The 18,039-nt window shown below is 41.1% G+C and carries 1 protein-coding gene; it reads right to left on the bottom strand.

What is annotated here, in order from left to right; translation table 11 throughout:
* Window positions 1-53 precede the first annotated feature (53 nt).
* Entirely contained in the window at window positions 54-17,876 is a 17,823-nt protein-coding gene (locus CPBP_RS03155) for a beta strand repeat-containing protein (protein WP_350332597.1), read from the bottom strand.
* Between the last annotated feature and the right edge of the window lie 163 nt (window positions 17,877-18,039).

Here is an 18,039-nt window from a genome sequence, read left to right as displayed (position 1 = left end):
TAAAATAAAAACCCTCCAGAACGGAGGGTTTTTTCTTAAGGATTAAGAAGAGGTTAGTAAACGATTTTGCTGATTGTCGCTGCGTTATAGAATGCACCATTTGTATCAAATACAGGCTTAGTCCCCGCGCAAATGCTTGCATCAATTACAACGGTTTTCAGTCCATTAAACTTTGTTAGTATTGGAGAAGTAAAGGCATCTCCAAATTCATATTCTCCGCTGGCTGTATAGTCTATAGAATCAGGAGCTATTTTTATTAGAATTGCTGATACGCGTGCTTTTAATCGGTCAGGTAATTCTATTAGTGCAGTTTCTAAAGCTTGCAACACTTGTAAAGTAGTTATACAAAGGTCTCCCGCAGATAAGTTAAGTGGAATTGGATTTGAGCCCGTATATGCACCACCATGATCGCTGTCTTCCAATAGATAAGCCAAGTAACCTTTCCACTCAAAAACATTGCCGCCGGCACCAAGTGTTCCGGTTGCGCTATTAATTATGGCGCGATCTTGTGAACCAACACCCCCAGCAGCCAAAATCATTGATTCTCCACCTGCATGACGTTTAACCACAACAGATGTTAATGCTGTTAAACCAGAACTGCCTGTGCCAACGGCAACTGTTAAGTTATCAAGACCGCTAATATCAAAGAAAATGTCTTTAACAGTAGAATGATCGGCTCTTGCTTGTAGGGCAGTAAAGAAAGCATTTACGTAAGGCTGAGTAGTTCCAGAATCAGTGTCAGCTAAATCACGCGTACTTAAGTCGATACTTTCAATATTACTATTTGTAGCCTTTAAGTAATTCAAATAGTAACCCCATGAAATCGAGCTGCTTGGGCTTACAGATGCAAGTTCAGTAATATGATGGTCGATAATTGAGTTCGATAGATCAGCGTTTGATGAATTTTTAAAGCCTGATCCTCCAGTGCCTAATGTAAAGGTATTAGTAGCTTTATTATTCATTACAACAATTATTTTTAAGTTATCATTGTATGTTTTTCCGCCTCCATCAAGTGTCACGTCGCCACCGGAATTATCAAGTGCAAATTTAATCGATGTAATAGATGTGCGATAATCATCTATGCCATCACGCAATGCGCCCCAAAAATGAGTCACGTGATCGTTTCCTAGATCAACGGAGCTAACATCAATGGTTGTAGCACCCAAACCACCTTCAGATACAGGGGCTAATTTATGAAGCAAATATTCAGTCCATTGTCCGGCGTTTTCTTTATCAGTAATATCGCTGATAGCAATGCGATAACGAGACAACGTAGCATCATCACCAAAGTCAGTTGTGACAGTAGCGCCGACCACTTCTAAGTTAATAGTGGCCAAAACCTCATCAACACCTGCTTCGAAAATACTTTCAGGTGTTGGGAATGACACGTTAGCTGTTAACCATGCTTGGATATTGGTGATAATGGTTGCGGCATCGTTGGTTGCAACGCCACCAGCTGCAACAGCATCAAGTGCTTGTTCTTCAGCGTTACCTGTATACCATGGGAATGCGTTAAGTGCGTCTTCAATTGATGTTGTTAAATCAGATTCAATACCCACTGTTGGACGCACCCATGCAGCTGTGTTTGTAGTTAATGTAGCATTGCCTGCTGTAAAGGCACCATTAATCATGTTTGGAATCGATGATTTAATTGCGCTGAAGCCAATCACATTGCTATTGTCAATACCCTTTAGGCGGTCGAATAACTCTTGTTTGATGGCTGTTGCGTCCCAGTCTCCGCTAGTTATAGGTAGTGGAAAATAACCATCTTCAGCAGGAAATATTTCGTTTACAGCATTAGAAATGGTGCCAGGAGTAAACCAACTCCACGCTGTTTCCAGTAAACCGCGAATTGCATTTTCTAAAGCGTCTCTAAAAGCATTTCGAGTTTCAATGGATGAGCCATTATTCCAGTTTGTTAAACTTGAAAGATTCATATCAAATATGATTTTACCAAGGCTGCCTGCTGCTGATCCACCGGCAATTGTTCCATAGGGTAATAAAAAGTTGTCTAAGTAATTAGTAACCGCTGTTTTGATATCAGCAACCGTTTGACCATCTGTTTCGATAGCTGTGGTTACATCGTTATCAGCAAGAACCGCTGTCATGAAAGCGGTATGGTTTGCATAACCTGTCCACGAAGTCTTTAACCAAGACAACGTTCCAAGACCGGTTGTAGAGCCGTTTGTGAATACAGTTGTCAGCGTACTTCCTATGGTCGCGATTTTTCCAGTACTGCGGAAAGGTGTTAATGCCGTTTCTAATGTTGATTTAACATCGCCATCAACTGTAACTTCAACAGCAGCGGCAGCATCAACAACAATATCATCAAATGCATCCGATGTTGGGAATGTTACACCTTGCGCAAGTTTTGTAACTAACTGTGATTTTAGTTCTGTTGCATTGCCTGCTCTGATGGCGCTCCAAACTTCATTACCTTCCTGTAAGGCGCTATTTATGGCATTATCGCGTTCAGTATTATCTGCTCTAACCCATGTTGGAATAGCGTCTAAAGCAAAATTAGCTTTTAATGCGCTGTTTAAATCGTCTACAATTGAGCCCACATTTGTATCGACACCTGCACGTTTATAGATGACGTTAGTAAGGCTTGTGAATCCAGTGAGTGCAGCATCATCTGTTCTCATTAGGTAAACTTTACCACTTGGAATGCTGCTGATATCAATAATGATTCTATTAACAGCTGATTTTAATGAAGGATCTAAGGCTTCCATTGCATCAAACAGCCTATAGGTTTCAGCTTGAGAAGAGAAAGCATTTGAAGGTTCTATTGTTAACAGACCACTTGTTAAACCAGTCGTATGAATTGTGTGTGTTAAGTATTCTAACCATTCTTGACGAGTGTTGTCTTTATTAGCAGTTGTGTGTGTTTCTGGATCGATGATCTTAACGTTTGCATCAGTTAATTTCCCAGCACCAACACCATAAGTAATAGTGACGGGGGTGTTAGCGTGTACAGCTGCATTACGCTGTATAGTAACGCTATCTGCACTTAAGTCTGTAAAGCCTGTGTAGGTCGATAGATCCAGAGATGCTGCACCAAACGTTGGGTCTAGTTTTAACGTAATAGCCGTAATCGAAGCTTTTGAAGTATGGGCCGCTAGAGCAGCTAAGAATGCAGTAGCCTGAGCAGAAGTTAAAGTTATGCTGCTGAGATCAAAGGTTGTTTGGTTTAATCCACCATTCGCAGTTGAAGACATTACATAATCAATATAGTTTGTCCATTGAGCTTGAGCGGTTTTATCGGTTACATTCGTTTCTGAAGCTCTGAATCGAGTTGTCGTAACGGTTTGTGTACTGGTTGGGGCAACGAAGATCGCGTTTCCAGTTTGGAAATATTTTACCGTTGTAAGATTTGGTAGGGTAATGTTGCTATAATTTCCCCCGCTATTTGTGTTGAGTTTCAGGCGCAATTCTGTAGTGCGTGATATTAATTCAGAAGGTAAATTTCCTAAGGCAGTATACACATATCCATCTTTATCAGCATCTAATATTTGTGAAGTTAGATCCACTGTGGTTAATTCAGCGCCACCCATTGCTGTATCCATTAATACATATCGTAAGTATTCACCAACTGCAGCAGCATCTGTAAGTGCATCGCTGTTCCACGCTGTGCGTAGACGTTGTAGTTTGTTTTCAAAACTTGAACTAGCCGCAGCAGTTGCATCTGCTTGATTCGATGCACGAACATATGTAACTTCTTGAAGGTTGCTTAATCCGCTGACACCTGTACCTAACGTTAATCCGCCATTAAAGCTTGCATGGCTGACATCCAAGTGTAGATGTTGGATTGATGTTTTTAATGGAGCAGATAAGTTGTTTAGTGCATTCAGCAATGCAGTTAGTGCGCCACTCGTTAATGCTGGGGGCACGATAGATACTTGACCTAATCCACCATCCGCTGTGGATGACAGAACATACTGAAGGTAACTTGTCCAGTGTGCTTCAACGGTTAGATTAAGCACGGTACTTGCAAAGGCTTGAGTTAGTGTTTTTCCAGTGCTTGTAAATGATCCAGCATAATGAATATCTGACGTTGTAAGCAGACTGCCATTATTTGTAGCGCCTGTTACAGTAATATCCATGATTGGGTTAAAGTTATCGCTTACACCAATACCGAATGTAATATCGCTGCCCACACTGCCAGGCGCCAGGCGTACATCAAGTGTTGTGATGTTTGCTTTATCAGACCTAGCTTGAATTGCCGTCATCAAGGCATTCACATCGGCTTGGCTGCGTAGGTAAAGGTTGCTAGAACTTGTTAGGTCAAGTGTTGTTGGCATTGCATTAGAATTGGTTGCTTTAACATAGTTTAAGTACAAATTCCAAGATGCTGCAGAGTTTCTATACACATCAGAGGCGCCAGAAATTCGTAATTCGATATCTTTGGGAGTGCCACCTGTGTGCTCAACCACAGCTTGACTGCTGGCATGTGTAAAGCCGCTAATTTCCACAATAAATTTAGCTGCTGAGTTAATGGCTGTTTGCGCATTTAAGTCTGCAGTTAAGTTTACAGTTGCAGCCCCTGCAGCACCCGATACTTTAATATGGATGCTGGATAGTAAGCCTTCATTGTTATCAGCAGTAGAGAAGGCATCAAGCCCTGAGTCTAAAGCAGTTAATTCTGTAGGCGATAATGTGATAGATGATAAATCTAATGCAGCTGCGCCATCTTTTGTTAGGGAGTTTAAATAATATGTCCACGCTGCATCGTTGTCTTTATCCACAGAGTCTAATGTTGTGACGAAGACTTTTGGAGATGCTGTGCTTAAATCACTGTGGAAGGTAACAGTAACTTGAGTTCCGCTAACTGTGGCATTCGTTGCGTCAACGGTGAATGTATCAAGGTTATCAAACCCTGATGTTCCCTGACCCAGGTCTGCAACGTTACCTGTCCACGCGCCTGAAGCCAATTTTAATTTAACTTTTTGGATCTTAAGTTTGTTTGCAGGGGATAGATTTTGCAATGCAGTTATAAAGGCTGTTACATCACCTGATGCTAATGGGTTTGATGTCATATCTAAATCAAAGTTAGTAATAACCCCTAAGCTTTTCATCAAGTATTGGGTATATGCCAACCAGTCTGCTGAACTGTCTCTTTTTACTTTTTCTAAATCTGCGATATGTAATTGAGTTGTTGCTTCTTTAGTACTGATAGTAATGGTATTTGCAGCAGGTTTATCTAATTCGATTACCGTTAGAGCGCTAAAGTCACCAGCAGTTGTTAGTGTAGCACCGATGGTAACGTCTGCAGCCGCTTTTACTTTTAAGGTTACAGCCTTGGCTTTCAAACTTGGATCTAGAGCATCTAATGCACTTGATAGTGCAGTTGCTTGACCTTGAGTTCCCAGTACAAGGTTATCATCGGTTAAAACTAACTCTGTAACTGAGCCATCTAAAGCATAAGTTAGATAAGACAACCAAGAAGATGCACTTGTTTTTATTACAGCGTCCGCATCTGTGATGGTTTGATCAACAATACGTACATGTGTAGATGTTAATCCGTTGCTTAAGCTAACAGATACTAGTGATCCTGCATTCTCAGCCCCGTTGCGTTGGATGCTAACAGCGTCAACCGTTTGTAAGCCAGTTAATCCAGATCCATTTAAGCTTAAACTTCCCGCACCAAATGTTGAATCAAGCTTCAATGTTAATGAAGTGATATCAGCTTTTGCTGTAGTACCCGTTCCAAGAGCCGCCAAGAAGGCCCCAGCTTCGGCGCTGGTCAAGGTTGTTGAAGATACATTCACGGTAGTCATTGCCGCAGAGTTAAAGAAGTACGTCCAAGAGTCTTGGCTGTCTTTATCCACAGAGTTGAGGCTTGATACGATTGCTTTTGGAGAGGCTGTTGTTAGATCAACGTGGAAGGCAACAGTAACTTGAGTGCCGCTAACTGTGGCATCTGTTGCATCAACGATAAAGGATGTTAAGTTTGTAAATCCTGTTAAGCCTTGACCCAGGGCTGTGATGTTTGTCCACGCTGCACCAGGAGCAAGTTCTAGTTTTAATGACGTTACTAATAGCTTGTTTGCAGGGGATAGATTTTGCAATGCAGTCATAAATGCTGTTACGTGAGCGTTTGAACGCAAGTATGTATCAGAATCAAGTGATAGATCGATCGCACCTGGGGTTGCTTCAATCAACGTCGTTAGGTAACGACGCCATGAGTCTGCATTGCTGCGATTGGTGAGCGAGCTTGCGGTTAAGTCAACTAATTTAATCTTTGCATCGGTGATGTTTCCACCTTGTACCGCTGTTGCAGCGCTGCCATTGCGATGGATTTCAACGCTATTGTTTGCTGTTAAAGCAGTTAATCCGGTTGTGTTTACTGTAGCAAAGCTTACTGTTCCCGTGTATGAAGAAGCCAGTTTTATCTTAATTGTAGCGATATTTGCTTTGCGGTCTTCAGCATTTAACGCGGTTAAAAAGGCAGTCAATTGATCTTGATCTGCAAGTTCAATTTCGCGAATATCAATAGCAGCAATACTGCTTTGTCCTTTTAAATAAGCTCTCCATGATTCTTGCACAGCTGGATTAACGTTTAATACGCTGGTCCATGCTGTTTTATTGTAGAATTCATCAGAAGGTGTTAAACGTGCAGCTGATCCATTTGTGTTGATGATTACGGATGCTAAGTTTGTTAATCCTGAAGCACCTACGTTAATATCTCCCGTAATACTTGACGCTAAGTTTAAGGTTAAGTTCACGAGTGATGCTTTGCCAGCAGCAGCGTCTAGTCCTGTTAATACTGCGCTTAATTCAGAAGAGGATAGATGTTTATCAAGGCTAATACTTGTTTTAGTCAATCCACCTAAGTTTGCAGCATTCAATTGATAGTCAACGTATTTTGTCCAATCATTCCAATCCATGCCATCAAATGGGGTCGTGATGTAAGCATATTTGTTGGTGTTTGTTAGATGCCCAATATAAGCTCCCATAGCAAGCCCAGTTGCAGTATATTCAATCACAATAGAATTAAGGTGATCAAATGCCGCGTATTCTGGAATTACGCGTTCGGTTGCTCCTGGACCATTCCAATCAGTTGCACCAAAGTCACCATTGGTTGATGAGCGTACTTTTAGTAAAGCAACGCGTGTTTTTAAATTATCTGGCAGATATCGTAATGCATTGCTGAATGCTCCAACAGAGCTTGTAGAATCTAAGTATAAAGCAGCATTTATAGTAAGATCTAATGTATAGTTTTCAGGAGCAGAGTTTAATTCATGAGTTAAATATCCAATCCAGTTTGCGCTTGATGTCTTATCAAATGTGCTCATGTTATGGAATTCTGCATCGGTTAGATTTACGGTGTGAGTTGTGCTATTTGTAATAGTCACTAATGATCCGTAAGTATTTACTCCATCAATCGCGCCATTGCGGTCAATATTGAATGTAACGTCTGTGAACCCTGTTAAGGCTCCAAGAGTTAATGACAAACTGCCAAATGTACCTGATTGCAGTTTAAGGTTAATTGTTTTGATTTTGGCTTTAATGTCAGCAGATAATAAGTTAAGCGCTGCCACGACATCGGTTGTGTTTGTATAGTTTAACGCCGTTAGATCAATTGTTCCAGCAAAGCTTGGTTGTTCAGCAAGGTATGCGATGTGATCTTTAGAGAATGCAGCAACGCTATCTAACACGATTAGGTTGTCTGCTTGAACTGTATTGGCAGCAGATCCTGCAGGGGTAGTGCCTGTGCTGGTGCCTGGATCTACAATCACGTGTAATCCCGCGGCTAGACCTGTTGCGGCAGTAGGAGTGTTATTGATTCTACCAATAGAGATAGCACTTTGACCATCTGCAAGCTTCATACGAAGCGTTGTTAACGCAGATTTGTTACCGTATACACCTGATCCACTTAAGGTATTTAATCCTGCAAAGAATGCATCAACGGCTGTTTGGTTTGCAAATGTGAGACTGTTCAAGTTCAGTGAAGATGCGCTTTGACCACCGGCTGTTGTAGACAACATATAGTTTAGATAGCGTGTCCAATCAGCAGCCGTATTCATTTTAACTGAATCAAAGCTGGTTAAATACGTACGTTTTCCAGAAAGAGCATCTGCAAATGTCACTGTGTTTGTTGCGGGTTTTGTGAATTCAATTCGAGTCAATCCGTCAAAACCATGTATTCCTGTACCTAAAGTAATATCCGCAGTATGTGTTACGGTTAATTTAAAGAGAGTGATCTTATTTCTTAATGCGCTATCCAGAGCGTTTAATGCTGCATTGAATGCTGTAACAGCTTCTGCATCATCAATCGCAATGGATGATAAGTCTAAAGTTACTTCAGATGCGGCATCGTTTAACACACCGGTTAAGTAGCCCAACCATTGTTGTGCAGAGGCAGTGTCGGTAACAGTTGTTGCAGTTGGATCGATGATTTTGACTTTGTCATCTACAAAGCTAGCACCGCTGCCACCATAGGTTATAGTGATAGGAGCGCTATTGCCGTCTGTCGATGATCCGTTACGATAGATTACAACGCCATCATTAGCTAAGCTTGTGAAACCTGTGTAAGACGATAGATCAAGAGATGCAGCACCAAAGGTTGGGTCTAATTTTAAAGATATTGTATTGATGTTTCCAGCCCCAGAATATGCATTCAATGCGGTGAAAAAGGCCGTTGCTTCTGCACTGGTCAAAGTTGTTGATGATACATCCACAGAGGTCATTGCATCGACGTTGAAGTAGTACTTCCAAAAGTTTTGATCACCAATGTCAGTTGATGTATTAAAAAGATATTTCCAGGAGTTTATGCTGCCTTTGTCTACTGCTGATAGTTTATATACAAGGGCCAGTTTCAATTGTGTATTCGCATGGAATGTACCACCGCTAAAGTCAACTGCTACTTGAGCACCTGCATATCTTGCCTCCGTGGTATTGACAAGAAGGGCTAATAGTCCACTGAGACTGCTAAGATCTTGGTTAACTGTAAGAGTAGCCGCGCCGCCATCAAGGTCCAAAGTATCCAGTTTTATTCCGACGGCTATTAATCGATGTTTGTTTAAATTGGTGGATGTGGATAGATTTTCCAACGCATTAAATAGATAACCTGCTTCAGTCACAGTTATACCGTCGCTATTGAGAGCAGAAGTATCGATAACAAGGTCAGCATCATTGTTGCGAATTTTGTAATTGATATATGCTAACCAAGATGCAGGAGCATTTGTACTGATATAATCGACAGAGCTGAGCTTTGTAACCCACATGTCTTTAGATCCATCAACGGATAATCCAGTGAAGTCGACTATTTTTTGAGTAGCAGACGCGTTCTCATAAGTTTCAGTAACATCGACTATAAATTTAGTAAGGTTTGTAAACCCGGCAGAAGAACTTAGATCACCTGATAAAGTAATAGCTCCGCCACCAAGATCACCTGTGGCAAACTTTATATGAATGGCTTTAAGTTTAGCTTTTAAGCTGGAATCTAATAAAATAAGAGCAGAGATTAAAGCAGGTGCTTCGGAAGTGACGGCAAGAGGCAGGCTGGATAAGTCCAGAACGCTATTTTGAGCTCCCAAGCCAGAGGTTGCATCGAACATAGATTGAGAAGTGACATAAGATAGATACTTCAACCAATCTTGAACTTTGGTTTTGTCAGTAACGGTCGTTGCAGTTGGGTCGATGAGTTTGACTTTGTCATCGACAAAGCTAGCACCACTGCCACCATAAGTTACAGTGACTGGGGCGTTTGAATGAGCAGCACTGTTACGATAGATGATCACGCCATCATCGATTAAGCCTGTCAAACCTGTGTAAGACGATAGATCAAGAGATGCAGCACCAAAATTTGATGCAAGTTTCAAAGTGATTGCAGTAACACTAGCTGCTGAAGCATGAGCATCCAATGCAGTTAAGAACTGACCGACTTGAGCGTTCGTTAAAGTAAGACCTGTTAAGTCAAAGGCGGTTTGGTTTAAGCCACCATTTGCAACTGAAGACATTGCATAATCAATGTATTTAGCCCAAGCGGTGTTTGTGTGGTTGGCTAAGGCTGACGTTACATACGTCTTTTGCGTTGTGCAAAATCCATTAGCAATCGTAATTGATGCAGTTGGAGCAGCAGTTTGATCCACAATTACTTTTGTTAAAGTAAATCCTGAAACTCCAGTTCCAAGTTCACCCGCTGCAGTTACGGTTAATTTTAGCTCAGCGACTTTTACTTTTAATGAAGTATCCAGGGCAGTTAACGCCGCGTTGAAGGCAGTAACATGAGAGACCAATGACAGGTTTTTGCTGCGCAAATCTAAAACATAACTGCTTGTAGCATCAGTTAAGATACCATTCAGATACTTCAACCAATCTTGAGCGGATGTTTGATCTGCAACGGTTGTTGCCGTTGGATCGATGATGGATATAGAAGAAGCACCCCAACCATTATAATCAACGCTAACAAGAGTGCCTGAGTTTGCCGCAGAGTTACGGTAGATTTTAAAGGCATCAACGCCAGTAAGAGAAGTAAAACTAGTTGGTGTAGGAAGTGTTAGAGAGTTTGCGCCAAAGGTAGTTGCTAGCTTCATCGTTACTGCCGTAATGCCCGTTTTTGGCGTGATACCCGATCCAAGAGCAGCTAAGAAAGCCGTTGCTTCTGCGCTGTTTAATGCGATTGACGAAACATCAATAGAGGTCATTGCTGCAGTGTTGAAGAAATATGTCCATGACGCTTCGCTGTCTTTATCCACAGAACTGAGGCTTGATACGATGGCTTTATTTGTTGTAGTGCTTGCATGGAATGTTCCGCTAAAGGTTACTGCAACTTGATCTGTTGAGTGCATTGCATCTGTAGCATTAACAATAATCGATGTTAATCCATTAAGGTTGCTAAGGTTTTGACTAACTGCAAGAGTAGCAGCACCGCCGGCATTAGCCAGTTTAACATTAACAGACGTTAGTCTAGCTTTGTTCGTTCCAGTTGCAGATAGAGTTGCAAGGGCATCAAACACATAGCCAGCCTGAGCAACAGTTAGACCCGCTCCGCTATTGATGGCAGAGGTATCTAAAGCAAAGTTAGTATCATTGTTACGAATTTGGTAATGGATATAAGCGAGCCAAGATGCTGCGGCGTTGACGCCGCTGTCATAATCAACAGATGCAAGGCTTGTAACCCACATGTCTTTAGATCCACTCGAGAGTAAGTTGGTGAAGTCGACTGTTTTCTGAGTTCCAGAAACATTCGTCTCTGTACCAGTGGCATCGACCATAAACTTAGTAAGGTTTGTAAATCCAGCAGAGCTTCTTAGATCACCAGATAGGGCAAGAGTTCCAGTACCAAAGTTACCCGTAGCTAATTTTACATCAATGGCTTTAAGTTTGGCTTTTAAGCTGGAATCTAATAATTCAAGAGCAGAGATTAAGGCAACAGCTTGACCAGAGGTTGCAAGAGGCAGGCTGGATAAGTCCAGAACGCCATTTTGAGCTCCCAAGCCAGAGGTTGCATCGAACATAGATTGAGAAGTGACATAAGATAGATACTTCAACCAATCTTGAGCGGATGTTTGATCTGCAACGGTTGTTGCAGTTGGGTCGATGATTTGTACAACAGAATCACCCCAACCATTATAATCAACGCTAACAAGAGTGCCTGAGTTTGCTGCAGAGTTACGGTAGATTTTAAAGGCATCAACGCCAGTAAGAGAAGTAAAACTAGTTGGTGTAGGAAGTGTTAGAGAGTTTGCGCCAAAGGTAGTTGCTAGCTTTAATGTGATTGCAGTGACAGTAGCTTTTTGACCGCTAGTAAATCCAGTAAAGAACTGACCGAGTTGAGTACTGTCTAATGTCAGACCAGTTAAGTCAAACGTTGTTTGGTTTAATCCACCATTGACAGTAGATGACATTGCATAATCAATGTATTTAGCCCAAGCGGTGTTTGTGTGGTTGGCTAAGGCTGACGTTACATACGTCTTTTGCGTTGTGCCAAATCCATTAGCAATCGTAATGGTTGTAGTTGGAGCAGCAGTTTGATCCACAATCACCTTTGTTAGGTTTGTAAATCCTGAAACTCCAGTTCCAAGTTCACCCGCTGCAGTTACGGTTAATTTTAGCTCAGCGACTTTTACTTTTAATGAAGTATCCAGGGCAGTTAACGCCGCGTTGAAGGCAGTAACATGAGAGACCAATGACAGGTTTTTGCTGCGCAAATCTAAAACATAACTGCCTGCAGCATCAGTTAAGATACCATTCAGATACTTCAACCAATCTTGAGCGGATGTTTGATCTGCAACGGTTGTTGCCGTTGGATCGATGATGGATATAGAAGAAGCACCAGTTGGAGACGTTAATGAAATTGCCACAGGGGTTGCTGGGTTTCCATTAACAGCGCCATTACGATGAACAGTAAAGGCCGTGGCCGTTGAATTAAATCCAGATCCATCAATAGCTAAGCTTGCGGCACCAAATGTTGAGTTAAGCTTTAATGTGATTGCAGTGACTGCAGCTTTTTGACCGATAGTAAATCCGGCTAAGAAGGCGCTAACTTGAGTACTGTCTAATGTCAGACCAGTTAAGTCAAACGTTGTTTGGTTTAAGCCACCATTTGCAACTGAAGACATTGCGTAATCAATGTATTTTGCCCAAGCGGTGTTTGTTTGAGCAGTTGCAGCAGAGGTTACATAAAATTTCTGTGTTGCAGTATCAGCGAATCCAGATGCAATGGTAATGGTTGTAGTTGAAGCAGCAGTTTGATCCACAATCACTTTTGTTAGGTTTGTAAATCCAGCAACACTAGTTCCAAGTGTTGCTGAACCATCTGTTGCACTTACAGTTAACCATAGCTGATCTACTTTAGCTTTTAATGCACTATCCAGGGCATTTAATGCAGCATTGAAGGCAGTAACATGAGAGACCAATGACAGGTTTTTGCTGCGCAAATCTAAAACATAACTTGATGCGGCATCATTTAACACACCTGTTAAATACTTCAACCAGTCTTGCGCTTTGGTTTGATCAGCTACAGTTCCAGCAGTTGGATCGATGATGGATATAGAAGAAGCACCAGTTGGAGAAGTTAATGAAATTGCAACAGGGATTGCTGGGCTTCCGTTAACAGCTCCATTACGATGAACAGTAAAGGCCGTGGCTGTTGAATTAAATCCAGATCCATCAATAGCTAAGCTTGCGGCACCAAAGGTTGAGTTAAGCTTTAATGTGATTGCAGTGACTGCAGCTTTTTGACCGATAGTAAATCCGGCTAAGAAAGCGCTAACTTGAGTACTGTCTAATGTCAGACCAGTTAAGTCAAACGTTGTTTGGTTTAAGCCACCATTTGCAACTGAAGACATTGCGTAATCAATGTATTTTGCCCAAGCGTTGTTTGTTTGAGCAGTTGATGCAGAAGTCACATACGTCTTCTGTGTTGTACCAAATCCAGTTGTAATCGTAATGGCTACAGTTGGAGCAGCCGTTTGATCCACAATCACTTTCGTTAAGTTTGTAAATCCAGTGACACTGGTTCCAAGGGTTACAACAGCGCTTGCAGCTAATTTTAACGTTTGAACCTTTAGTTTTTCACTTGCAGGAAGAGCTTGAAATGCATTGTTAAAGGCTGTTGCAGCATTTGCAGAATCTATTGCAAAGGCAGATACATCTAATGTATTAGCAACGCCAGACATTCCATTTAGAACAAAACGCAAATATCCTAACCATTTATTAGTTTCACCTGTTGATGAAACAGTTCCTAGTTCTGGATCATTAACCGTAACTGTTCCAGATCCAGTAATGCTGACTGCGGGGTTATATAACGTGGCTGATGTGCGGGCGCCATTTCGATCAACGACTAGGGCTGTTAGGTTTGTAAATCCACTTAATCCAGATAAATCTGCTGTTGCAGCACCAAAGTCTCCAGAGGCTAGTTTTACTTTTAATGTAGCGATTTTTGCTTTATCTGTCGTAGGCAAAGCATTCATAGCAGTAATAAATTTCGCTACTTTAGCGTTATTCATTTCTAAAATACTGTGAGCGCTTAGATCAAGAGTGGTTGTTCCTGATGTAATTGGTGCTAATAGCGCACGAACATACCCTAACCAGTGGTGGGCATTTGCTCCATCAAATGAACCTAAGCTTGTAAATGCAGTGTCTTTGATCGTCGTTTTATTGGCTGTAATAGCTGTACCAAATGTAAAGGTTACTGGGGCTGTATTGTTTGCGCCATTACGATCAACTTCCACTGCAAATGAGGCATGAGTTAATCCAGAAATCTGTCCACTGCCTACGCTTACGCTAAAGTCAACAGAGCTATTCGTATAAGTGGACGCAAGTTTTAACTTAATAGACTGTACGCTTGATTTGTCGTTTGTTGATTGGCCGTGTAGCGCCGTTAAGAAAGCAGTTAAATCAGCTTGACTACTCAATGAAATCGCAGAGACATCTAAATTCGTTAATAAAACACCATCTGTTGCTAAACGATGAGCAAAGTAATATTCCCATGACGCTGCACTGTTTTTAATTACAGAGTCCAAACTTGTAACATGTGCTTTTGCATAGGTTGGAGCGTTGGTTAAGCTGAATGTTATCGCAGATTGATTCGGGCTATTTAGGGCACCTGTGGCATCAACAACTAATGACGCAAGATTTGTAAAGCCAGTAAAATTAGTTGAAACTGTAAAGTTAGCTTCGCGTTCGCCAGGGGCTATCTTTAAGTTGATGTTTTTAATCTTTAGTTTGCTTTCAGCACTTAGCCCTGCCAATGCTGAGTTTAGAGCAGTTAGCTGAGTATCAACATCAATGTTTACAGCAGAAGCAGTTAAATCTAATGTATAGTTAGTTCCACTAATATTAGATAATAGATGTTCAAGATATCCTTTCCAAGACGATGCAGTGGTGCGATTAACTGCAGATGCGTCTGTAACACGTTGTTCAACTTGAAGGCTAACAGTTGCAGATGGCAATCCAGTTACAGTGACTTGTGCACCAGAATTCTTGACACCAGTAACATCCACAATAATAGATTTTGCTGCAGACAGAGTTGCTGTTGTAAATGCAGGTGCCGAAGAGTAATTATTTGCAGCAACTAGTTTTAGATGCATAGTTTCAATGACGTTAGCGCTTGAGAAAGTATTCAATGTTGTCATTAATGCTGTCCATTCGGCAGCAGATAAATCGATCCAAGACAAATCTAAACTTGTAGCGCCTTGTCCCTTGTCATTCAGTGAACCAAAACGATAATTTAGATAGTTTGTCCACGATGCCGTGGTTGTTTTAGAGACTTGGTCTAGGCTAACATAGGTCTTTGTTTTTGACGTCCATTCTGAAGAAACGGTTACTGTGGCTGCGCTACCTGTAGATTGATCAATAATAATTTTCAGACTGTTGTGGGTGAAATCAGTTGGTACAATGGCGCTTAAATCAATTGCCCCAGTAGTAGCAGCATCGATACGAATAATAATTTTTTGTATCAACTGTTTACCACTCTGAGATAATTCATTTAATGCAGCGATGAATGCAGTTGCTTGTGCTTGACTTTCGATAGCTTGTCCAGATAAATCAAATACACTTGGAGAGTTAATTCCACCTTGATCCACAGGAGCAATAATATATTTAAAGAAATGCGACCAGTCTGCTTTTTCTAATTTGCTTTTCACAGTTGGCCACATGTTATTACTCAGACCGTTGCCCAGAGAATAATCGCTGTCAAGAGTTACTGTTGGCACTTTATCTAAATTGTTGAAAGTAATTCCCGTTATAGTATCCACTAAATTAATATGTAATGCGGATGCCGGATTAGTTGGAAATGAAACCTGTTTGATAGATCCAGCAGCCAAAAGAGCATTCAATCCATTTAACACGGCTAAATCTGTAACGCTAGATAAATCTAAGTGTTCAATTCCTCCACCATTAGTTAATGTAGCTGTTGCGGGTAAACTTAACTGAGAAACCTTACTACTACCCAAGCTGAGCGTGGTCAATGATGTAAGAGCCGCTAGATTTAATTCCAATGCAGACGATGCAGATGAATTGCTTAATTTTAATACTGTTGCTGATGTTGGCAAATCTGTAATTTGACGCAAGCGTGTTAATCCAGAAAAATCAAAATTATTTACAACTGCAGCCGCGCCAACGTTAATACCTTTTACAGCATCTGATAAAACTAACCCACGCACACCTGCTGGCAATTGAAAGCGTCCAGTACCCGTTACGCCGGAAAAATTGAGAATAGTTTTGTCATAGGATGCATCCAATGTTTTTGCACCTGAATAGGCGCCTGAGATATAAACAGTGACTTCGCCATTGTCTACACCGCTTAAAATATCTGCCGCAGCTTCTACATCAAAGGCTGACGGTAGATATAGTTTGTTTAGATTGCTATTGTTTCCATCAACATCAAGAGGCGCACTGAATGATGTAGCGCCCGTTACAGTGCGCAAATCAATGGTGCCAACATTTTGTAAATGTGTTGTTGTTAATGCACCGCTTGCAGCACCTGATACAATGATTGATTTGCTAGAGCTTGCAGAAATCAAGTTTTTTGTAGCGGAAGCTGCTAACAAGCTGGGGTTTAATTTTAAAGTGTTGACTGAGTTTGCAGTAAATGAACCAGCAATCGTTAAATTTTTCCCGTTAATATTTAAACCATTTAAGTCAAGGGTTGCTGCAGAAAATTTACTATCAAATTCTAAATCTGCGCTTAGTGTTCCTTTTCGTACAACAAGAGTGCTAGAATAAAATTCTTCTAAGCTTGACGGTAAATCCGAAGAAGCTAGTGTTGTTGGTTGATATGCGCCTGTTGCGCTGATGATATCTAAACGTTTTAGGGCAGAAAAGCTACTTAAGCTAGTTATGCTAAGTTTTGCCATCACTGCCGCTAGCACAGAACTGCCTATTTTCATCGACACGATTGACGTGATTGGAACAGGTCCATCAAAAATATCTTTAATACGGGATGCAGTTGCGTCTGTGGTTCCTAAGTCTAACTTAGAAAAATCCAATTCAGTTTTTCCAGCAAAGCTGGCAAGGTGTGATTCTTTAGCGGTCGGCGCAACTGTGGTTGCGGTAGATGACATTGTCGTAACGACTGTTTGATCAGGAGCAGTAGACGTAAATTCTACTTTATTTATGCTAGCGGCATTTGTTGTGACAGTTGTTTCGCCGGTTACCTTCAAAGATCCGATGTTGTCTCCTGCTGCCGTTATTAATGTTGTTAGATTTGGCATACCTGATACAGCTACGTCTTGTCCGGCAACTGAATACGCACTAATATTTAAAGATGAGGCGTTGGTTCCTATTACAGCCACTGGAAGGCCAACAAAGGGGACTTTATCAGTCGGGTTAGCAACAGAGGGGACAAGAGTGACTGATGTTTTAACATCATTAGGGATTACTCCGTCAGTATCGATCGCCTCAATTGTATCTGGCACTGTGATAGCTGTTGTTGCAACGTTTCGTTCGATTTTGGCAACGGCAGAACCCGTTTTTAATTCAGTCACAGGAACTGCTTTTGTATCTAAAATAATCTTACCAGACTGGCTTAAAAGAGATTCCAAGTTTAGAGTGAAATCAGAATCGCTGGAAGGCGCAACGCCTGCTCCAATAATTGTTAATCGGCTGTAAGTGTCGTTCTGAGGGGTATTAAAATTTACTGGGAGTGTTAACTTCAAATTAGAGGCAAACCATGGCCAAATGATGTTTCGTACATTTTGAAACTTGCTTAAATCGATTGACACCAATTTAAGGCTGTTAACAATTTCAGGGGTCAAGTTACTAAAATCAAGCGTTGTAACATCGGAGCTTTCTAATTGGTTACTAGGGCTAAGAGTAGAAAGTTGTGCCTCTGTAAGTACTAGAGTACTTGCTTCTGCTTGATGTTGAACGGTGATTGCAGTTAATGAAGTCGCGGCTAAAATAGAACTATTTAAACGTTTTTTCATGGAAATACCTTTCTGATATAACACTCTTTTTTTTATAAATCTTTCTATGATTAGCGTAAAAACATTACCAAAAGGTTGATATTGGAAATAAAAATGTATTCTTGTTGGGGGAGTGGATTAGTATGAGAATTGTATGATTACGAAGATGTATTTAGTCAGAGAA

The sequence above is a fragment of the Candidatus Bodocaedibacter vickermanii genome, from assembly GCF_014896945.1.
GTDB classification, from domain to species: domain Bacteria; phylum Pseudomonadota; class Alphaproteobacteria; order UBA6184; family UBA6184; genus Bodonicaedibacter; species Bodonicaedibacter vickermanii.
This window is presented reverse-complemented; position numbering and strand designations above follow the sequence as displayed.

Bases quoted from the DNA above. Each gene is read 5' to 3' on its own strand.
- CPBP_RS03155 (WP_350332597.1), bottom strand. From the start codon at position 17,876: ATGAAAAAACGTTTAAATAGTTCTATTTTAGCCGCGACTTCATTAACT.